Annotated in this window: 19 protein-coding genes; 11 read left to right on the forward strand and 8 right to left on the reverse strand. The window is 66.7% G+C overall.

Annotation, left to right across the window (positions count from 1 at the left end; all coding sequences use genetic code 11):
- Nucleotides 1–113: 113 nt before the first annotated feature.
- Nucleotides 114–542, reverse strand: coding sequence for a hypothetical protein (locus ACHMWQ_RS10910; protein WP_354548022.1), 429 nt, complete (start codon nucleotides 540–542; stop codon nucleotides 114–116).
- Nucleotides 543–861: 319 nt separating this feature from the next.
- Between ACHMWQ_RS10910 and xylB the strand changes: the two genes are divergently transcribed.
- Complete coding sequence (gene xylB, locus ACHMWQ_RS10915; protein ID WP_396307475.1) at nucleotides 862–2,334, forward strand: xylulokinase; 1,473 nt, start codon at nucleotides 862–864, stop codon at nucleotides 2,332–2,334.
- Here xylB and ACHMWQ_RS10920 read toward each other — a convergent pair.
- Nucleotides 2,298–3,137: an AraC family transcriptional regulator gene (locus ACHMWQ_RS10920; RefSeq protein ID WP_396307476.1), complete on the reverse strand. Its 840-nt coding sequence runs from the start codon at nucleotides 3,135–3,137 to the stop codon at nucleotides 2,298–2,300. The two genes, xylB and ACHMWQ_RS10920, sit on opposite strands and share 37 nt — an antisense overlap.
- Nucleotides 3,138–3,218: 81 nt before the next feature.
- Here ACHMWQ_RS10920 and ACHMWQ_RS10925 point away from each other — a divergent pair, with 81 nt between their 5' ends.
- The 8 genes from ACHMWQ_RS10925 to ACHMWQ_RS10960 all read left to right on the forward strand — a co-directional run bounded on the left by ACHMWQ_RS10925 (nucleotide 3,219) and on the right by ACHMWQ_RS10960 (nucleotide 11,166).
- Nucleotides 3,219–3,494, forward strand: a complete 276-nt coding sequence (locus tag ACHMWQ_RS10925) for a hypothetical protein (protein WP_396307477.1) — start codon at nucleotides 3,219–3,221, stop codon at nucleotides 3,492–3,494.
- Entirely contained in the window at nucleotides 3,491–3,898 is a 408-nt protein-coding gene (locus ACHMWQ_RS10930; RefSeq protein WP_396307478.1) for a hypothetical protein, read from the forward strand. The genes ACHMWQ_RS10925 and ACHMWQ_RS10930 overlap by 4 nt, the downstream gene beginning before the upstream one ends.
- Before the next feature lie 165 nt (nucleotides 3,899–4,063).
- A complete protein-coding gene (locus tag ACHMWQ_RS10935) occupies nucleotides 4,064–5,329 on the forward strand; it encodes an ROK family protein (protein WP_396307479.1) in 1,266 nt (421 codons plus the stop codon).
- Nucleotides 5,330–5,416: 87 nt separating this feature from the next.
- On the forward strand, nucleotides 5,417–6,415 hold the full coding sequence (locus ACHMWQ_RS10940; protein WP_354551518.1) for a sugar ABC transporter substrate-binding protein: 999 nt from the start codon (nucleotides 5,417–5,419) through the stop codon (nucleotides 6,413–6,415).
- A gap of 90 nt (nucleotides 6,416–6,505) precedes the next feature.
- Nucleotides 6,506–7,627: an ABC transporter permease gene (locus ACHMWQ_RS10945; RefSeq protein ID WP_354548026.1), complete on the forward strand. Its 1,122-nt coding sequence runs from the start codon at nucleotides 6,506–6,508 to the stop codon at nucleotides 7,625–7,627.
- The gene (locus ACHMWQ_RS10950; protein WP_396307480.1) at nucleotides 7,624–8,430 is read left to right on the forward strand and encodes an ATP-binding cassette domain-containing protein; all 807 of its coding nucleotides are present in this window, start codon (nucleotides 7,624–7,626) and stop codon (nucleotides 8,428–8,430) included. Before ACHMWQ_RS10945 ends, ACHMWQ_RS10950 begins: the two co-directional genes overlap by 4 nt.
- Nucleotides 8,431–8,496: 66 nt before the next feature.
- On the forward strand, nucleotides 8,497–10,686 hold the full coding sequence (locus ACHMWQ_RS10955; protein ID WP_396307481.1) for a CHASE2 domain-containing protein: 2,190 nt from the start codon (nucleotides 8,497–8,499) through the stop codon (nucleotides 10,684–10,686).
- Nucleotides 10,687–10,809: 123 nt separating this feature from the next.
- Entirely contained in the window at nucleotides 10,810–11,166 is a 357-nt protein-coding gene (locus ACHMWQ_RS10960; RefSeq protein ID WP_396307482.1) for a DUF3307 domain-containing protein, read from the forward strand.
- A 382-nt stretch (nucleotides 11,167–11,548) separates the two neighbouring features.
- Here ACHMWQ_RS10960 and ACHMWQ_RS10965 read toward each other — a convergent pair whose 3' ends face one another.
- Nucleotides 11,549–12,706: a hypothetical protein gene (locus ACHMWQ_RS10965; RefSeq protein ID WP_396307483.1), complete on the reverse strand. Its 1,158-nt coding sequence runs from the start codon at nucleotides 12,704–12,706 to the stop codon at nucleotides 11,549–11,551.
- A 244-nt stretch (nucleotides 12,707–12,950) separates the two neighbouring features.
- Between ACHMWQ_RS10965 and ACHMWQ_RS10970 the strand changes: the two genes are divergently transcribed.
- Nucleotides 12,951–13,745: a FecR domain-containing protein gene (locus tag ACHMWQ_RS10970; protein WP_354548033.1), complete on the forward strand. Its 795-nt coding sequence runs from the start codon at nucleotides 12,951–12,953 to the stop codon at nucleotides 13,743–13,745.
- A gap of 75 nt (nucleotides 13,746–13,820) precedes the next feature.
- On the opposite strand, the gene ACHMWQ_RS10975 is transcribed toward ACHMWQ_RS10970, so the two are convergent.
- The 5 genes from ACHMWQ_RS10975 to ACHMWQ_RS10995 all read right to left on the reverse strand — a co-directional run bounded on the left by ACHMWQ_RS10975 (nucleotide 13,821) and on the right by ACHMWQ_RS10995 (nucleotide 18,132).
- The gene (locus tag ACHMWQ_RS10975) at nucleotides 13,821–14,327 is read right to left on the reverse strand and encodes a cyclic nucleotide-binding domain-containing protein (RefSeq protein WP_354548034.1); all 507 of its coding nucleotides are present in this window, start codon (nucleotides 14,325–14,327) and stop codon (nucleotides 13,821–13,823) included.
- Between the two features lie 73 nt (nucleotides 14,328–14,400).
- Nucleotides 14,401–15,681, reverse strand: a complete 1,281-nt coding sequence (locus ACHMWQ_RS10980; protein WP_396307484.1) for a TonB family protein — start codon at nucleotides 15,679–15,681, stop codon at nucleotides 14,401–14,403.
- A gap of 28 nt (nucleotides 15,682–15,709) precedes the next feature.
- Nucleotides 15,710–16,156 carry a hypothetical protein gene (locus ACHMWQ_RS10985; RefSeq protein ID WP_396307485.1) on the reverse strand — a complete coding sequence of 149 codons (447 nt, stop codon included), beginning with the start codon at nucleotides 16,154–16,156 and terminating at the stop codon, nucleotides 15,710–15,712.
- A 112-nt stretch (nucleotides 16,157–16,268) separates the two neighbouring features.
- Nucleotides 16,269–16,754: an iron-responsive transcriptional regulator RirA gene (gene rirA, locus ACHMWQ_RS10990; protein ID WP_396307486.1), complete on the reverse strand. Its 486-nt coding sequence runs from the start codon at nucleotides 16,752–16,754 to the stop codon at nucleotides 16,269–16,271.
- Between the two features lie 283 nt (nucleotides 16,755–17,037).
- The gene (locus ACHMWQ_RS10995) at nucleotides 17,038–18,132 is read right to left on the reverse strand and encodes a sn-glycerol-3-phosphate ABC transporter ATP-binding protein UgpC (protein WP_354548039.1); all 1,095 of its coding nucleotides are present in this window, start codon (nucleotides 18,130–18,132) and stop codon (nucleotides 17,038–17,040) included.
- A gap of 531 nt (nucleotides 18,133–18,663) precedes the next feature.
- On the opposite strand from ACHMWQ_RS10995, the gene ACHMWQ_RS11000 reads away from it, so the two are divergent.
- Nucleotides 18,664–19,803, forward strand: a complete 1,140-nt coding sequence (locus ACHMWQ_RS11000) for an efflux RND transporter periplasmic adaptor subunit (RefSeq protein ID WP_396307487.1) — start codon at nucleotides 18,664–18,666, stop codon at nucleotides 19,801–19,803.
- Nucleotides 19,804–19,843: the final 40 nt, after the last annotated feature.

Here is a 19,843-nt window from a genome sequence, read left to right on the forward strand (position 1 = left end):
GCGCCGGGCGGGCGGGTCGCCGGAGCGATTTTGCGAGGGGCCCGCGCGCCTGGGCAGCGCGCGGTGCATGCAATTCGGAGCGCCGTGGTCAGGCGACGCGGGCGAAAGTCGTCTTACGAGGCCCTGGCGAGCGGGGCCGGGGGATTGCGGCGGATCTTGCGCACGGCGCGCTCGGCTGCCACGGCGTCCATGAACACCTGGCCTTCCAGGGCGGAAAATGTCCCTTCCAGCGCGTGGAACGCGAAGGATCTGCCCGACCGGATCAGGATGCCGGCCGCTTCGTCATCGATCTCGATGATGTAATTGTCGAACACCGAAGTTCTCCTTTCGCCGCCTGAAACCTGCCATGCAAGCTTCGGGCCGCGATCATTCATGTAGCTCAGCGTAAGCGTCGCGCCGGGATTTCGTCCCCGGTGCGCACCAATGTGGGAAGTCAGTGGGAGTTCCGGCGACAGCGGCACATTTCGAACGGACGGAAGGGATGACGCAGGGTTGCCATCGTTTTCGGCATCGGAAATCTCCTCATCGAAATCCAGAGCCACGAACCCGTTCGTGACGCTTTAGCGTTTGGTGTCGCGGCGCAAGCTGCTGTTCAAATCACCGCGGCATCGCGTTGGATGCGATGCCCATATGGGGCCGACACATGCCCTTCTACCAGCCACGCATTTCCTTTTTTTGACAGTTGGCGAGGATGCCATTCCGGTCGGGTCGTCCCGCATGGAATCCGGCGTAAATCTTCGCTTTTGCGCGCTCCAAAGGGGAATTTCCGGGGCGGGCGGCGCTCGGTTTTGCAACGCCGCGATTGACAAGATCGGCGTCTTTCCAGTTCTTGGGCGCAACGCTTTGGTTGGGGGAGAACACATGGCCTGCTACATCGGCATCGATATCGGCACGTCGGCGGTCAAGGCGCTGCTGATCGACGAAAACCAGTTCGTGCTGGCGGAGACGGATGTGGCGCTGCCCATCTCGCGGCCGCATCCGCTCTGGTCCGAGCAGGATCCCGAGGATTGGTGGCAGGCGACGGAGAAGGCGCTCCGCACCCTCAAGGACGCCGCACCCGCCGCCTATGCGGCCACGGTGGCGATCGGCCTTTCCGGGCAGATGCACGGCGCCGTGCTCATGGACAAGGCAGATCGCGTGCTGCGGCCGGCCATCCTCTGGAACGATGGCCGCAGCCATGCCGAATGCACGGCGCTCGAACACCGCGTGCCCGACCTCGGCCAGATCGCCGGCGTGCCGGCCATGCCGGGCTTCACCGCGCCGAAGCTGCTCTGGGTGGCGCGGCACGAGCCGGAGACCTTCGCCGAGATCGCGCATGTGCTGCTGCCCAAGGACTATGTCCGCTTCCGCCTGACCGGCGCCTATGTCTCCGAAATGTCGGATGCCGCGGGCACGCTCTGGCTCGACGAAGCGGAGCGGCGCTGGTCGCCGGAGATCGTCGCCGCCACCGGGCTCGATCCGGCCGTGATGCCGCGCCTGGTCGAGGGCTCGGATGCGGCCGGCACGCTTTCGGCGAAGGCGGCCGCGGCGCTCGGGCTGGATGCCAAGGTGATCGTCGCGGGCGGTGCCGGCGACGCGGCGGCGGGTGGCATCGGCATCGGCGCGGTCGACGAGGGCGACGCCTTCATCTCGCTCGGCACGTCGGGCCAGTATTTCGTCGTCAACGAGACCTACCGGCCCTATCCGGCCGCCTATGTCCACACCTTCGCCCATGCGCTGCCCGGGCGCTGGTTCCAGATGGCGGCGATGCTGAACGGCGCCAGCGCGCTGGCCTGGGCCGCGCAGCTGGTCGGCGAGGCGGATATCGGCAAGCTGCTGGCCCGGGTCGAGGCGACGCCGGCCAAGAACAGCGAGCTCCTGTTCCTGCCCTATCTCGCCGGCGAGCGCACGCCGCACAACGACCCCTACGCACGCGGTGTCTTCTTCGGCCTGGACCCGGCGACGGAGACGACCGATCTGATCCGCGCCGTCCTGGAAGGCGTCGCCTTCTCTTTTGCCGACGCGCAATCGGCGTTGGCGACCGCCGGAACGCGGCCGAAGCGGATGGGCGCCATTGGCGGCGGCGCCAAGAGTCCGCTCTGGATGAAGATGTTCGCCGATGTGCTGGGCGTGCAGATCGTGCTGCATGAAGGCGGCGCCAAGGGCCCGGCCTTCGGCGCGGCGAGGCTCGCCATCCTGGCGGCGACGGGCCAGAGCACGGCTGCCGTCTGCACCGCCCCGCCGATCAATGCGACGATCGATCCCGATCCCGCCGCCACGACGCGCTACGCCGAGAAGATCGAGCGCTTCCGCCGGCTCTACAAGGTGCTGAAGCCGGAATTCGCGCCGCGCTGAGCCGGCGTTTCTGGGCGGGGGGTAGCGAAATAGCGCGCGGGCGTGACGCCCAGCTCGCGCCGGAACATCGCGATGAAGGCGCTCAGGCTGTCGTAGCCGACATCGAGCGCCACATGGGTGATCGGGTTGCCGGCGGCGATCCGTTCCAGCGCGCGGATCAGGCAGGCGCGCTGCCGCCAGGCGGAGAAGCTCATCCCCGTTTCGTCGATGAAGCGGCGCGTCAGCGTCCGCGGCGCAATCCCGGCCCAGACGCCCCAGCCGGCGAGATCCATCTTCGCGGCGGGATCGTCGGCGATGGCGCGCGCGATCTTGCGGGCGCGCGGGTCACGGGGTAGGGGCAGGCTCAGCGGCATCGGCGTCAGGGCGGCAATTTCGTCGAGGATGACACGGGTGAGGTTGATCTGGGGCGGCCCCAGCTCCCGCTTCTCCGGCCAGTTCGCCGCCTTCAGCACCGCCTGCTTCAGGAAGGGCGACAGCGCCCCGACCAGCACCGTGTCGGGCAGGCCTGCGCAGGCGCTCGGCGCGATATAGGCCGTCCAGCCGGCAAACGGCCCATGCGAGCGCGCGCCATGCGGCACGCCAGGCGGAATCCAGATCGCGTAATCGGGCGGCACGACGAAGCCCGCGGTCTCGCTCATCAGCGAGAGCAGGCCGGCGTTCGAGCCGAACAGCTGGCCGCGGGCATGCTGATGCTGGCCGGACCGGACCACAGTCCCGCGCATATCGGCCACGGCATAAAGCAGCGGGCCGTCCTCGGCATGGAGGAGGTCGAGTTCGATCGATGAGGCTAGATTGGCGTCCATGCGACAAAAATTGGCACGAACCCGCAAGCCACGCCAGATCGCGCGGCGTAAATCTCCGGCATCGCAGAACGGAGACCTTCCATGCGTGCAGAAGACATCCTCCCCGATGACGTCGATACCGGCGAATTCGCCGGCACGGTGATCCGCAAGGGCACCGTCGCGGCCTTCCTCGCCAATGCCGCGACCTTCTCGGACCCGGGCGCCTCCGCGGCCGCCAAGGCAATCGCAGAGTTTGACATCCTCGAAGCCGTACCGGCGCTCCAGGCGCTCGGCCTGTTCGCCGTCATGGAGGTTCGTGACCCGAACCTTCGTCACTGGATCGCGGACTGGACCGGAGCCGGGCGGAGAGAACGATGATGCTGAACTGCGACGAGTTTCCGCTGGTCTATGTCCAGGACCACGATCACGACGTTCCCGCGCCTGGCGAGGCGTCCTGGCAGGAGGAGATGGAGGCGCTGCTCGGCCGAAACCGTCCCTTCGTTATCCTCTTCGATACGCCGCAAAAGCACGAGCACGAGGAGACGCAGGAGGAGCGGCGCGAGAAGGCGATCTGGTTCAAGAGGAATCGCGCCCGCCTGACCGCGCTCTGCGCTGGCGCCATCGTGATCGAGAGCAATGGCCCGACGCCGATGCCGATCCGCCTCGCCGCGCGCGCTGTCGGCAAGGCGTTCGGAGTCGAATTCAGGTTTGTCGGAGACGATAAGGCAGCCAGAGAAGTAGCCACCACTATCCTGGCGGACAAAGTCCTGACCTCGGGTTGAATGCAGGTTCCGATCCAAGAAATCGAGACTTTGCATCGCCGCAATCGGGAGACTTTTATTGCCGCGGCGCAAGATCGAATGCGGCTTGACTTGCCTTCGCATCCGCCGATTAACTGCATCAGATTAAATTAATGAGCGGTCAACGCTCTGCCTGGGAGGCGTGCCTTGGAAAAGGCCGGGATCGGTCGCGGGAGCAATTCCGCCCAGCTTCGCCGCTACAATGAAAGGCTCGTCCTGCAGCGGCTGCGCCGTGCCGGCGAAGCCTCCAAGGCCGAACTCGCCCGCGCCGCCGACCTCACCAACACCGCCATTGGCGGCATCATCCGCAAGCTCGACGACCTCGGCCTGATCGAGGCCGTCGGCAAGCGCCATGATGGCGGCCGCGGCCAGCCGGCCACCATGCTTCGACTCAATCCCGATGGCGCCTATGGCATCGGCGTGCGCCTCGATCGCCGCTCGATCGAAACCATCCTGATCGATTTCGACGGCAGGCCGCTCGCCCGACGCGCCTATGACATGGTGCTGCCCGAGCCGGCCGAGGCGCTGGCCATGGTGGCGGGCGACGTGCAGGCGCTGCTGGAGCGGCTCGACCCACAGGCGCGCGAGCGTTTCGCCGGCATCGGCCTGGCGCTGCCCTACAATCTCGGCGCCTGGCTGCGGCGTCTCGACCTGCCGGTCGAGATCTTCCAGCGCTGGGACGATTTCGACTTTGCCGCGCAGCTGGAGGAGGCGACCGGCCTGCCCGTGTTCAGCGAGAATGACGGCAACGCCGCCGCCATCGCTGAGCTGTTCTATGGCCTCGGCCGGCGCGTCGACGATTTTCTCTATCTGTTCATCGGACCGGCAATCGGGGGCGGCATCGTCGTCAAGGGCGATTGCCTGCGTGGCAGCACCGGCAATGCCGGCGACGTCGCGGTGATCGCGGTGGCGCCTAGCCGGCTCGGTTCCTCGCCGAAGTCGGAGGATGGGCGCGAACTTCTGATCACCCGCGCCTCGCTCAATGCGCTCGGCCGGCATCTGCAGGCGCGCGGCGTCCCGGTCAACTCGCCGGCGGACATGCAGGCGGCGTTCGCGGCCGGCCATACAGCGGTGCTTGAGTGGATCGAGGACGCGGTCGAGGCGCTGGCGCCGGCGATCTGGTCGGCGATCGCGCTGCTCGACGTGCCGTTGATCGTGGTCGATGCCGACATCGATGGCGGTCTGGTCGACGCGTTGATCGCGCGGCTTGCCGTCGCGCTCGACCAGCACGCGCCCGAAGCGCGCCGGCCGCCCCGCATCCTGCATGGCACGCTCGGCCGCGATGCCGGCGCCATCGGCGCAGCGACACTGCCGATGTTCTTCAATTTCTCGCCCCGCGCCTCGATCCTGACGCGGGACGATGACGACAGCGAATTCGAGACCGGCCCGATGCGGCTTGCCGGCCTCACCTGAAATCCTCGGGAGGGACCGAGAGCGTCGCGGAGAAGCTGGTCGCTTCGCTGGCGCAGAACAAGAAACGGCCAGGGAGGAACGGACATGTTGAAGAAGCTTATGCTCGCCGCCAGCCTGTTGGCGCTGTCGGCCGCTCCGGTGCTCGCCGATGAGACGATCGGCCTGATCACCAAGACGGAGACCAACCCCTTCTTCGTCAAGATGCGCGAGGGTGCGCAGGCCAAGGCCAAGGAGCTTGGCGTCACGCTGATCACCGCCGCCGGCAAGTATGACGGTGACAATGACGGCCAGGTCGCCGCCATCGAGAACCTGATCGCGGCCGGCGCCAAGGGCTTTGCGATCGTCCCGTCGGATTCCAAGGCCATCGTGCCGACGATCCAGAAGGCGCGCGATGCGGGCCTGAAGGTCATCGTGCTCGACACACCGCTCGATCCGATGAACGCCGCCGACGCCACCTTCGCGACCGACAACCGCAAGGCCGGCATGCTGATCGGCCAGTGGGCCAAGGGCACGCTGGGCGACAAGGCGGCCGACGCCCGGATCGTCTTCCTCGACCTCGCCACCAACCAGCCGACCGTCGACTTCCTGCGCGACCAGGGCTTCATGCAGGGCTTCGGCATCGACGTGAAGGACCCGAACAAGATCGGCGACGAGAACGATCCGCGCATCTGCACGCATGAAATCAGCCAGGGCGACCAGGAGAAGGGTCGTACCGCGATGGAGAACGCGCTGCAGAAGTGCCCTGACGTGAACGTCGTCTACACGATCAACGAGCCGGCGGCTGCCGGTGCGTGGGAAGCGCTGAAGGCGGTCGGCAAGGACGATGGCAGCGTGCTGCTGGTCTCGATCGACGGCGGCTGCCCGGGCGTCAAGAACGTCCAGGCCGGCACGCTCGGCGCCACCTCGCAGCAATACCCGCTGAAGATGGCGGCGATGGCGCTCGAGGCGATCCATGCCGGCAAGATTCCGGACATCGATCCGGCCGTCGGCTTCCTCGATACCGGCGCGCAGCTGATCACCTCCAAGCCGGTCGATGGCGTGCCGTCGATCTCCGTGGAAGAGGGCCTCAAGCTCTGCTGGGGCTGAGTTTTCCGCGCCGCCCCGTGGCGGTTCTGAGCATGAACAGGTGGGAGCGCTTCGGCGCTCCCACGAACAGGCGTGGGGAAGGATGGCTTTATGAGTGACAATGCAACAGGTTCGGCAGCGGCCGAGCGAGGCCTGCCACCGGCCGAACCGGGCGGCGTCGCGAGCTTCGATGAAGCCGATCGCGGCCCGATCCGGCGGATGCAGGAATTCCTGCATCGCTTTCCGACCAGCATCCCGTTCATCGTGCTGCTGATCGGCGTCGTCATCTTCTCGTTCGCCGCGCCCGGCAAATTCCTCGCCCCGTTCAATTTTTCGCTGATCCTGCAGCAGGTGACGATCATCGCGATCCTGGGCGTCGCCCAGACGCTGGTGATCCTGACCGCCGGCATCGACCTTTCGGTCGGCGTCATCATGATCCTCGCCTCGGTGGTGATGGGGCGCACCGCTGTCGTCTACGGCGTTCCCGTCGAGATCGCCTTTCCGCTCGGCCTGCTGGCGGGCCTGGCATGCGGCTTCGTCAACGGCGTCATCGTCACCAAGCTGCGCCTGCCGCCCTTCATCGTGACGCTGGGGACCTGGAGCATCTTCGGCGCGCTCAATGTCTGGTATTCGCGCAGCGAGACGATCCGCCAGGCCGACGTGCAGGAAACCGCGCCCTTCCTGCAATGGACCGGCACGATCATCAAACCCTATGACTTCTTCTCGAAGACGCTCGGGCTCGACCTGACCTTCCTGAAGGGCTGGGTGCTCAATTATGGCTCGGTGGTGATGCTGATCGTCGCCGCGGTCATCTGGTACGTTCTCAACAAGACGGCCTTTGGCCGCCACGTCTATGCCTCGGGCGACGATCCCGATGCGGCGCGGCTCGCGGGCATCAACACGGACCGCACGCTGATTGGCGTCTATGCGCTGGCCGGCTTCATCTGCGCCATCGCCGCCTGGGTCCTGATCGGCCGCATCGGCGGCGTCAGCCCGCAGGCCGGCCAGACCGCCAATCTCGATTCGATCACCGCCGTGGTGATCGGCGGCACCAGCCTGTTCGGCGGCCGCGGCTCGATCGTCGGCACGCTGGTCGGCGCGCTGATCGTGGGCGTGTTCCGCAACGGCCTCGCGCTGTCCGGCCTCGAACTGCTCTGGCAGGATTTCGCCGTCGGCGTGCTGATCATCGTCGCCGTCACCATCGACCAGTGGATCCGGAAGATTTCGTCATGAGCGCCGCAAGCCCCACCGAACCCGCCGCCCTGGTCCCCGCGCTCAAGGCCCGCGCGCTCAACAAGCGCTATGGCCGCGTCGTCGCCCTGGACAATGCCGATTTCGACCTGATGCCAAACGAGATCCTCGCCGTCATCGGTGACAATGGCGCGGGCAAGTCGACCCTGATCAAGGCGCTTACCGGCGCGGTCAGCCCCGATCACGGCGAGATCTGGCTGAACGGCCAGCCGGTCGCGTTCAAGAGCCCGATCGAGGCCCGCAACCTGGGCATCGAGACGGTCTACCAGAACCTCGCCTTGTCGCCGGCGCTGTCGATCGCCGACAACATGTTCCTCGGCCGCGAGAAGCGGCGCGAGGACTTCATTGGCCGGATGTTCCGAACCCTCGACAAGCCCTACATGCAGAAGGTGGCGCGCCAGAAGCTGACGGAACTGGGCCTGCTGACGATCCAGAACATCAACCAGCCGGTCGAGACGCTTTCCGGCGGACAGCGCCAGGGCGTGGCGGTGGCGCGCGCCGCCGCCTTCGGCAGCCGCGTGGTGATCATGGACGAGCCGACGGCGGCGCTCGGCGTCAAGGAATCACGAAAAGTGCTGGAGACGATCCTGCGCCTCAAGGAGCGGGGCCTGCCGATCGTGCTGATCAGCCACAACATGCCGCATGTCTTCGAGGTGGCCGACCGCATCCACATCCATCGTCTCGGCAAGCGCATCGCCGTGATCCATCCGAAGAACCACACCATGTCCGACGCCGTGGCGATCATGACAGGCGCCATGGCCCCGCCGATCGACGAAGCCGCCTGAGGCGGGCACTTTCCGTTCGCGCCCGCCTTCGGCTATCGTTCCGACCGCGAGAGCGAACGGATTTTCATGCGATTCTTCGGCAGGCCTGTCTATTTCCTGGCAGTGGCAGCGTTTCTCGGTGGCGCTGTGCTCTTGCGCGTCGCCGATCCGTTCCCGGTCCAGGCGATCCGCCTGCTCGCCTTCGATCTCTATCAGCGCATGGCGCCGGCCGCGCCGCTCGCCGAGCCGCCCGTGGTGGTCGTCGACATCGACGAGACCTCGCTGAAGGCCATCGGCCAATGGCCATGGCCGCGCACGGTTCTGGCGGAACTGACCCGTAAGCTGGCGGAGGCGGGGGCGGCCTCGATCGCCTTCGACGTGTTGTTTTCCGAGCCCGACCAGAGCTCGCCGGAAGAGGTGGTCAAGCGCCTGCCGCCGGAGCAGGCGGCGCTGGTCACCGCCTCGATCGGCTCCGCGCCGACGCATGACAGGGCCTTTGCCGAGGCGCTCGCCCGGAGCCCTTCGGTGCTTGGCCTGTCGCTGTCGGGCGGAGGCGCGCCGCTGCCGCATCTGAACGCCGGCTTCGCCACGGCCGGCGACGATCCGCGCCCGTTCATCCCGAATTTTGCCGGCGCCGTCGCCAACGTGCCGGCGCTCGACGCGGCGGCGAAGGGGCTCGGCTCGATCAACTGGCTGCAGGATCGCGACCAGATCGTGCGCCGCGTGCCGTTGGTGCTCCGAGTCGGCGACACGCTGGTGCCGTCGCTGGCAGCGGAGGCTTTGCGCGTCGCGCAGGACGCGGGCTCCTATATCCTCAAGGGATCGAACGCCAGCGGCGAGGAGGCTTTCGGCCGCTCGACCGGCCTCAACCACGTCCGGATTGGTGCGCTGGTGGTTCCGACCGATGCCGATGGCGCAATCTGGCTGCGCTTCCGGCCGAGCGACCCCGAGAACTTCGTCTCCGCCAGGGATGTGCTCGCCGGCAGCCTTCCCGCCCGCTCGATGGAGGGCCGGATCGTGCTGGTCGGCACGTCCGCTGCCGGTCTGCTCGACCTGCGCGCCACGCCGCTCGATTCCGCCGTTCCGGGCGTCGAGATCCATGCCCAGGTGATCGAACACATCCTGACCGGCCGCTCGCTGACCCGGCCCGATTATGCCAGCGGATTGGAGATCGCCGGCATTGTCGCGCTCGGCCTGCTGCTGGCGCTGGTGCTGCCGTTGGTCTCGGCCGGGGTTGCCGCGATCCTGGGCGTAATGGCGATCGGCGGCATCCTGGTCGGAGGCTTCCTCGCCTATGACTGGGCGGGACTGCTGTTCGACCCGTTCTATCCCGCGCTGGTGATCGCGCTGCTGGTGATCGGCTCGGTGCTCTACACCTTCCGCCAGGCCGAGCGCGCCCGCGCCGGCATCCGCCGCGCCTTCCAGTATTACGTCGCGCCGGCGGTGGTCGACGAGATCATCGCCGATCCGACGCGGCTGGAACTGGGCGGCGAGATGCGCGAGCTGACGCTGCTGTTCTGCGACGTGCGCAATTTCACCACTCTGGCCGAAGGCCTGAGCGCAACCGAGCTGACCAGCTTCATCAACGAGCTGATGACGCCGCTCTCGGACATCATCCTCGAGCATCGCGGCACGATCGACAAATATATGGGCGACGCCGTCATGGCGTTCTGGAACGCGCCGCTCGACGATCCCGACCACGCGCGCCACGCGCTGGACGCCGCCGAGGCGATGATGGACGCGATGGTCGGGCTCAACGCGCGCTGGCAGGCCGCGGCGGCGGAGCGCGGGCGCGCCATGCCGGAGGTGCGGATCGGCATCGGCATCAATACCGGCGCCTGTTGCGTTGGCAATCTCGGCACGGCGCGGCGCTTCGACTATTCGGCGATCGGCGACGAGGTCAACATCGCCAGCCGCCTCGAGCAGCTCACGAAGGAATACGGCCTTGGCGTCATTGTCGGCGAGCCGACGGTGCGGGCGGCGGGGACGGACGGGCTCGTAGAGATCGACCGCATCCAGGTGCGCGGCCGCCACGGGGTGAGCCGCATCTTCACCATGGTGCCGGATGATGCTGAGCCCGATTTCGTCGAGGCGCAGCAGGCCTTCGCTGCCGTCCTGCCGCAACAGGATCCGGCGATCTGGCGCGCGGCATTTTATCGCGCAAAGTCCTCCGCCCCGGCTCGCTTTGCCGGCTACTATCAACTTATGCTGGAGCGGCTTTCGGCGCGTGGCGGACTCGGGGGGGAGCCGTCGCCACAGATCACAATCGACCTGTGACGTGGATCACATTCCGCTCGCGCGCGTTCTGCCAGATTCGAACCGTGTCCGGCTTGCACAAGGAAGCCGGCGGCATTCCGGGGGACCGTGTTGATCGATCCTACGCTCGCACCGATTGCCGCATTGGCAATATTCCAGGTCAAGCATGTCGTCTGTGACTATTTCCTGCAGACGACCAACCAGATCCTCAACAAGGGACGCTATGGCCACCCGGCCGGGCTCATCCATGCCGGGACGCACGTTCTAGGATCGATCCCGGTTTTCCTGATCTATCCGACGCGCCTGCCGATCGCGCTGCTGATCCTGGCGCTGGAATTCGTGGCGCACTACCACATCGACTGGCTGAAGAACGACCTCAGCGCCCGCTTTGGCTGGGAGCCGAAGGACAAGCAGTACTGGTGGGCAATGGGGCTCGACCAACTGGCGCACCAGGCGACCTATATCGCCATGACGATTGCGCTGGTTCTGGTCAATCGATAGCCCCCGGGCGGGTTCGGTTGTTCGCGAGGGTCTCGAGGCCTGGTCCCAGCGTCGTTGAAACGCCCTACCTTGTGCGTCCCGCTCGCATCCGGCTGAGATCCCTTCAAGAGGCGCCGGCGCCTGGCGTCCGATCTCGAAGACCTCGACCATCATCCTGAGGTGCCCGGCGAAGCCGGGCCTCGAAGGAGGGTCCAGGGAACGCTCACTTAGATGCGCTTGGCTGGCTCGCGTGCCGAGGCGTCCGCTGGAGCCTCCTTCGAGGCTTCGCTGTCGCGAAGCGCCTCAGGATGATGGCGCAGCGAGTTCAAACGCGCTTGGAGGATCAGTCCTTGGCCTTCGCACACCTTCGAACCGGCCATGGTCCCCACATGGACCGCCAGCCTCAGAACCGCGTGACCACCCGGGCCATGGCGATGTGGTTGCCGAATTCGGCCTGCTCGTCGTTCGACTGGTTCCACTGGTAGCGGTAGTCGAGCGCGATGTCCGTCTGCATGCCGAGGGCGCGGTTGAACACGGCGCTGAGCAGCGGCTCGATCATCACGTCGTCCCGCTTGTCGCCGTCGGGCGCGTAGAGGTTGCTGTAGAGCGTCTGGGTGACGTCGACGCCGCCGCCCAAAGTCAGCCAGTCGGCAACCTGGTTGAAATATTCGAAGCGCGCGCCCCAGGAGACATAATCGCCCGGCTTGATGTCGTCCGGGCCAAGACTGGTATTGGTCACGTCGATGCCGCCAATGCCGCTCCAGCGCGCATGCGGCGTGAAGACGAAGACGTCGCTATCCTGAACCACCTGCGGCAACGCCCAACGGCCGACGACGTCGGCATAGAAGCCGTCGGTCGAGATCGACTGGTCGCCGAAGCTGCGATAGCCGCCGCGCACCCGCAGCAGCTGGTAGGCGCCCTGCAGGTAACCCTCGAACTGCATGCCGGCGATCGCCTCGGAATAGTAATAGGCGTTGTCGAGGAAGGACACGCCGCCGCCGGCAAACGGATTGACGCTGAGCTGCGCGCCGACCGGCAGGATCGGTCCGGTGACGCCGCCGAGATAGCCATAGTCGAGCTGGCTGACATCGCTGAAATACTCGGCATTGCCGAGCAGCAGCGTGCGCCAGCGCGTGTCGCCCAGGCGGCGCTCGTCCTCCACCCGCCCGGCCACATAGGCCTTGAGCGAACTTTCCAAGTCGCTATGGCGCTGCAGCGGGTTGCTCTCATAGCCAAGCCCGCCCGTCAGCGTGACCAGCGTCGTGTCCGGCTGCAACTGGCGGCGGATGCGCACCAGCGCTGCCAGTGCCTCGGCGTTTTCGGGATCGTAGAGCAGCACGCGTTCATAGGTCGCGAGCGCCTTGCGCGGCTGCCCGACCGCCTCGGCCAGGCGGGCATATTCCATGTTGGCGGCGGTATCGGTCGGGTTGGCGAGCACGCGCTGGTAAACCTCGCCCAAGGCGATCGCCTCCGAACGATCCACCGCCAGAGCCGGCGTGATGGACGCGCCAAGAGCGACGGCATAGGCGGTGAGTGCAAACGCCAGAAGACTGCGCTTCACGCTCGGAAGCTCCCCGATCAAGCCTGAATTAACCAAGGATAAATTCGGCCGCGTCTTTGAGCAACCTGCACAGGCCGCGCGGGGCGACTTTGCCGGCGAGCGGTGCAGATTGGCCACGACGAACGCAAAAGCGGAGCTTCCGTAGCGTCTCCATCCGCTGTTCTTGCCGCCGGGCTTGGTTTGTCGCACGCGGAGTGGCAAAATCCTCGGCAGATCCAGCGATCCCAGCAACCGGGAGCCCATCATGCGTATCGGTCGACTCATCAGGACCGCCGCGGCCGTCCTGGCCCTCGCCACGGTCGCTGCGGCCCCGGCTTCCGCCGCCGATACGACGATCGGCCGGGCCGGCGCGGTTCACAACAAGGTGGAAGGCGTGGTTCGCGGCGCCGCGCGGCCGCTCGCCGTGCGCGACCCCATCGTCCAGAACCAGCAGGTGCGCACCGGCGCGAATTCGACCGCGCAGCTCCTGTTCCTGGACGAGACCAGCCTGAATGTCGGGCCTGGTTCCGACGTGACGCTCGACCGCTTCGTCTACGATCCCGGCCGCTCGCAGAACGACATTGCGCTGCGCGCCACCAAGGGCATCTTCCGCTTCGTCTCCGGCTCGTCCGATCCGCGCAGCTATCACCTGAAGACGCCGGTCGCGACGATCGGCGTGCGCGGCACGATCTACGACACGATCGTCGGGCCTAGCGAATCCGTCATCATCCTGGTCGAGGGCAAGCTGGTGATCACGCTGCCCGGCGGGCGCGAGGTCACGCTCGACCGGCCCGGCAAGGCGCTGCGCATCCATAAGGGCGGCCGCATCGAGGGGCCGCTGACCTGGGACGGCTCGCTGATCCGCGTCACCGGCGTCGTGCCGTATCCGCTCTATGGCGACAGCTTCCTGCCCTATCCGGAGAAGCTGCAGGCCCAGGACGGCCGCAACGACGTCATCAACGACCTCAACAACCGCGTTCGCGACATCGGGCCGCCGCCCTGCGAACCCGGCAGCTGCGGCTGCAATGGCGGTTCGGCCACCCATGCCGGGTGCGACTAGCGCCCGATTGCGGAAAGCTCGCCGAACGGGCGCGGATCGAAGACGCGGAAAGCGCCGCTCCGAAGCCTGAAGAATCTAGCCACGCCCGAACAGTCGCCGCATGGCGCCGACGATCTCGTCGGTGCGGATGCCGAGGATGCGGCTTGCATGCTCGTCGTCGGCGATCTGCTCCAGTTCGGCCCGGCGCTTGGCCAGGACTGCGCCGAAATGATCGACCAGTTCCGGCGAGTGCGTCAGAACGTTTTCGAGCGCCACCTTGGTGATCTCGACGACGCGCGTCGGTTCCATCGTCGTGACGGTGGCGGCGCGGCGGGCGCCGGTCATCAGTGACATCTCGCCGAACAGCTCGCCGGGTCCGAGCATGGCGACTTCCCGGTGCGGATGGCGGGTGCCGGCGACGGTGACGTCGACCTTGCCGCTGACGATGATGAACATCGAGGTGCCGAAATCGCCCTCGGTCATCAGCACGCGGTCCTTGCCGACGTCGTAGACCTTGCTGCGCGCGGCGAGCTCGTCGAGCTGCCGCGCCGAAAGCACGTCGGCAAAAAGCGGGGTCCGGGCCAGAACGTCGCGCGCTTCCATGGAAGACCGTCTCCGTTGTTGCCGGAGTGTGGGTCCAGCTTCGCTTCGCCGTCAAGCGGGCGGGTTGCGCGGACTAGCGGCCTTCGAGTTTGAAAGCGATCGGAACGTTGATTTCGAGCTGGGTCATGCCTTCTGGCATGCGCGGAAAGGGGGATGCTCGGCGGACCGCGGCGATGGCGGCTTCGTCGAGCATCGGGTTTCCGGCGCTGCTCGCCACCACGATGTTCTGGGCGGCGCCAGATGGCGTGATCACGAACCGGACCTGGGCGCGGCCGCTGATGCCGAGCCGCTGTGCCTTGCTGGGCATCTGGGTTGACCGCGCGATCTTGGCCCGCACCTTGCCCTTGTAGTTCGAATTGGCGGCGGCGCCCGAGCCGGCCTCGCGCGACCGCCCTGTGCCGCTGTCGCGGGCGGTAGTGTTGTTGCTGGCGACGGATGCGCCGCGGCGGCTCTCAGTCTCGGCATTGCCGCGGCTCGGCGCTTCGGCTTTGCGCTTCCTGTCGGCCTTCTCCGCCTTTTCGCGCGGCGGCTTGCGGGTCGGCTCGGCCTTTTCGGCGATCTTCTTCTCAACCGGCTTCGGCTCGACGCGCTTGGCTTGGACCGGCTTGGTCTCGACCGGCTTCTCGACGGGCTGCACCTCGACCGGCTTGGCCTCGGGCAGGGGCGTCAGCTCTTCGGGTGTCTCCTGCGGCGGCAGTTCCTCGACCGGCTTCAGCGTCGTCAGCACCGCGGTCTGCACCGGCTTGGCGACGGGCTCGACGGGCTTGGCCTCGAAGGCAGGCGTCGTGGCTTCCAGCGTCTCGGTCGCCGCGGCCGATACGGCGGGGGCCGGCTCGACTGGCGCGAGGTCCGGCGTCGTCGGGGCGATCGCAGCGAGAGTCTCCGTCGGCACGATTTCGGTCATCACGGGCGAGAGGGGGGCCGGGAGGTCGATCTCGATCGGCGTGGCCGAGAGATCGGCGGTCAGCACCGGCGCGATGCTGCTCGATGGCGTTGTCGCCGGGCTCAGTTCAGGGACGGCAGCCGGCTGCACGGCCTCGGCGGCGGCCGGCGGGGTCGGCTGCGGTGTCGGCTCGGCATCCATCGGGGAGGGGGAGAGGGCGGCCAGCGTGGCCGGTTCGGCGGTCGGCGCGACCTCGGTATCCTGGGCCGTCTTCAGCTCTTCGCTGAGGAACTCCTGGATCTCGACATCCGAGCCGAGCGTCGCATCGATCGAACCCTCGACCGAGCTGCCGGCGCCGCTGCCGGCTTCCGCGACCTCATTGGGATCCGGCGTGAAGGCTGCGACCACCGCGCCATGCGCCGCGATCGACAGAACCAGTGCCCAAGCCCAGGAAGCGCGCCGAACCTTCATCACCGAGCCTCGATCCCTCGCGTCGTCATCAATTGTCGAAGCGCATGTCGGTGCGCGTCGACACCTGGATGCTCTCGGCACAGGCGCCGGGGGTGAGGCCGGCGCCGCTGCATTCCTTGACGTCGTTGACGAGGATGCGGGCGATCGACGGGCAGGCGGTCTCGGGGATGTCGAACTGGCGGACGCGGCTCTTGCCGGCGGGGACCTTGGCGGTGCGGACGACCGCGAAGCGGTTGACCCGGCCATCCTGCTCGAACAGCACCAGTTCCAGCGCCATGTCGTCGATCCCGGCCGAGAGGCGGTTGTCGATGACGAAGCTCAGGCGACAGGCCTTGCCGTTGGCTTCGGCGCCATTCAGCTCGATCGCGATCGGCTGGGGCGCCTGCTGGGCTTCGGCGAACGATGTCGCCGTCATCAGGACCAGCGCCGCGCCGAGCTGCATGCCGACGCGCTTGCTGCCACTCAAAACTGCCATGTTCCACCCCGTCATCCGAAGGAAGCCGGCTGGCCACTTGGAAGGGCCGCCACATGTGCAGGTATTAAAATATGATAGTGAAAGTCAACTATAAATTCGTCGCGGTCGCCGCTCAGGAGGGCTGGGCGGCGAAGGTGAGGGCGGTGATCGGGTGCATCGCCTCGTGGTCGAGATCGAGAAGCCCGCGCAACTGGCCGCGATCCTTGGCCACGTCGGCGATCGTGTAGCTGTCGAGAACGGCGAAGAAGGCGCGCAGCGCTTCCGCCAGAATCTTGTTCACACCGCAGGAATCGACCAGCGGGCAATCGCGGTTGGCCGTGTCGAAGCAGTCGGTGAGGAAGAAGTTGCTCTCGGTGGCGCGGACGACCTCGCCGATCGAGATCTCATGCGCCGAGCGGGCGAGCCGGATGCCGCCATTACGGCCACGGATGGTCTCGACGAAACCGCTCTCGACGAGGACGTGCATGATCTTGAAGAGATGCAGCTCGGAGATGCTGTAGGTCGATGCGATATCCTTGATCCGGCTGTTGCTGCCCGGATTGGCGGCGCAATAGAGCAGGATGCGGATGGAATAGCTGGTCTGTTGGGTCAGGCGCATGGCGTCCCTCTTCTACCCCCGGCCGAGCCCGCGCGCCGGAATCGGGCGCCGCTCGAGCGGTCGTTAATACCTTCTCTTTAAAGTCTTGTTTTCCGGAGTTCAACCAAATCGACTCTTCCGGCTCGGAAAGCGGCGCTTCGCGGCCGATTTCCGAGCCGCCCGCTGGTCAGTTCCGGCTCTCTCGGGCCGGGCAAAACAAAAGCCCGGAAGGCGAACCTTCCGGGCTTCGTCACTTCGATGCAGCCAATTCAGGGATGTCCGGGGGCAGGGCCCTCGAAGGATCCTAGATCAGCGAACCGTTCACGACGGCCTTGCCCGACTGGTCGAACAGGTGGACCGTCTCCGGCGCGACGATGATGCGGATCTTGTCGCCCGAGCGCTGGCCGGCAAGGCCATCGGCCTTGACGACGGTCGGGTCGGAACCGTCCACGTCGATGTAGAGCATGGTTTCGCCGCCGAGATGCTCGGAGAGCGAGACGACGCCGGGGATGCCGCCCGTGTCGGTCGGGGCGATCGTGAGATGCTCCGGACGAACGCCGAGGGTCATCGGACCCGGGGTGATGGTGGCGCCGCGCGTCGGCACCGCCAGGGTAGAGCCGCCGGGCAGGGCGATGATCGCCGAACCGCCGGTCACTTCCGTGACGTTGACCTTGAACAGGTTCATCTTCGGGCTGCCGATGAAGGTGGCGACGAAGATGTTGTTCGGGCGGTGGTAGAGCTCGAGCGGCGAACCGACCTGCTCGATCTTGCCGGCGCTGAGCACGACGATCTTGTCGGCCATGGTCATGGCCTCGACCTGATCGTGGGTGACGTAGATCATCGTCGCCTTGAGATCATTGTGCAGCTTCGAGATCTCGATGCGCATCTGCACGCGCAGCGCGGCGTCAAGGTTCGACAGCGGCTCGTCGAACAGGAACACGTCCGGCTCGCGAACGATGGCGCGGCCGATGGCGACGCGCTGGCGCTGACCGCCGGAGAGCTGGGCGGGGCGGCGCTGCAGCAGCTCCGTCAGGTGCAGCATCTTGGCGGCCTTTTCGGTGCGCGCCTGGATCTCGGACTTCGGCATCTTGGCCATCTTCATGCCGAAGCCGATGTTCTCGGCGACGGTCATGTGCGGGTAGAGGGCGTAGGACTGGAACACCATCGAAACGCCGCGCTCGGCCGGCGCCAGGCGGGTCACGTCGCGATCGCCAATGCGGACGGTGCCGTCCGTCGTGCCTTCAAGTCCGGCGATCAGACGCAGAAGCGTCGACTTGCCACAACCCGACGGGCCAACGAAGACGCAGAACTCGCCGTCCTTCACTTCGAGATCGACGCCGCGGATGATGGGAACCTCACCAAACGACTTCTGGACTTCGCGCAACGTCAGACTTGCCATTAATCAAACCTCCAAGATGGACACGCAAACGGGCGCGGCCGTCGAGACAGCCGCAATCCCACAAGCAGGATCATTCCTCCATACCTACCGTCCACGATCGCGGGGCTTGAGTAAAGTCCCGAAATGCAGCCGCAGCGCCGGGTGCGGGTGATCGATTGGGTCCTATGCCCACGAAGGCGCAACCCTGGGTGCCCGCCACGACGGCAATCGCGCGCAAGGCTGGGTTTCCCTTGCCGGATTCCGCGAGGTCGTGCCTCGAAACCGGGCGGATTTCCGCCGCGCCCTCGATGACTGATCTGTTGATAGTGCGACGGCGACCTATTTTTACCTTGCGGCAGACAGGCGGTGGATCGGTCGCGCGGCCTGGTTCTCGGCCCTTGGCGCGGCCTGGCGCGGACAAGCGGAGGCTGCGTCGCGGAAAGCGGCCTTCCGCATTGCGACGGCATAGCGATTCTTTTTCCGCAACGCCGCGACGGAAGCGCCGGGTTCCCGCGTTGAAGGTGGGAACGGGCCACATTCACCGGACGCACCATGCCGCTTTGGAAACAGATACTGCTCTGCCTTGTCGTCGTCATTCTCGCGGCAGGGGGCTGGTACGCCTTCCAGCATCGCGATTCGCTGGGCGACGGCGCCGGAGGCAGGAGTGCGTCCGCGGCTCCCGGTGGCGGCCGTCCGGGTGGCGGCGGGCCGACGCTGGTGGTGACCGAAGCCGTGACGAGCGAGGTCGAGAGCGATCAAGTGCGCTCGGTCGGCACGGTGAAGGTGCCGCGCTCGATCAACATCTACCCGCAGGTCTCGGCGGTCGTGAACGAAGTGCTGTTCAAGGCGGGCGACAAGGTCACCAAGGATCAGCCTTTGGTCCGGCTGGATGATGCCGACCAGCGCGTCGCGCTCGACCTTGCCAATATCGCGCTCAAGGATGCCCAGGCGGCGCTCGATCGCGCCCAGAAGCTCTCGGCCAGCCGCAACCTCGCGCTTTCGGCGCTGGAGGACGCGCAGTCGGTGGAGCGCAAGGCGCAGATCGCCGTGCTCGGTGCGCAGATCGCGCTAGACCGCCGCACCATCACCGCGCCTTTCGAGGGTGTCGTCGGCCTGAGCGACCTCGCGGTCGGCGATTTCGTCACCTCGTCTACGGTCGTCACCACGCTGGACGATGTCTCGACGCTGTTGGTCAGCTTCCTGGTGCCGGAGCGCTATGCCGGCCGGGTGGTGGAAGGCCTCACGGTTACGGCGACAGCGGCGAGCAAGCCGGATGCGACCATCTCCGGCAAGGTTACCTCGGTCGATACGCGCATCGACCCGACCGCCCGCACCCTCAAGGTCGAGGCCTCGCTCGACGCGGAAGCCGCCAATGCCGTCGGCGTCAAGCCGGGCATGTCGGTCGTCGTCTCGCTCGGCTTCGCCGGCGAGAAGCGCATGGCCATCTCCGCCCTGTCGATCCAGTGGGACCGGGCCGGTTCCTATATCTGGACGGTCGTCGACGACGTCGCCAAGCGCCTGCCGATCACGGTGCTGGAGCGCCAGAGCGGGCGCGTGCTCGTCTCGGGCGAGCTGAAGGAGGGCGACAAGGTCGTCGTCGAGGGCCTGCAGCGTCTGCGCGAGGGCTCGAAGGTGGCTGAATTCGCCACCGCCGCCACCGGCACGAATGCCGCCACCGGGAAGGGCAGCTGATCATGCGCACCGATGGAGCGGACCCGTCGCATGACCCGTC

Origin of the sequence: Kaistia sp. UC242_56, assembly GCF_044452255.1 — a bacterium.
GTDB classification, from domain to species: domain Bacteria; phylum Pseudomonadota; class Alphaproteobacteria; order Rhizobiales; family Kaistiaceae; genus Kaistia; species Kaistia defluvii_A.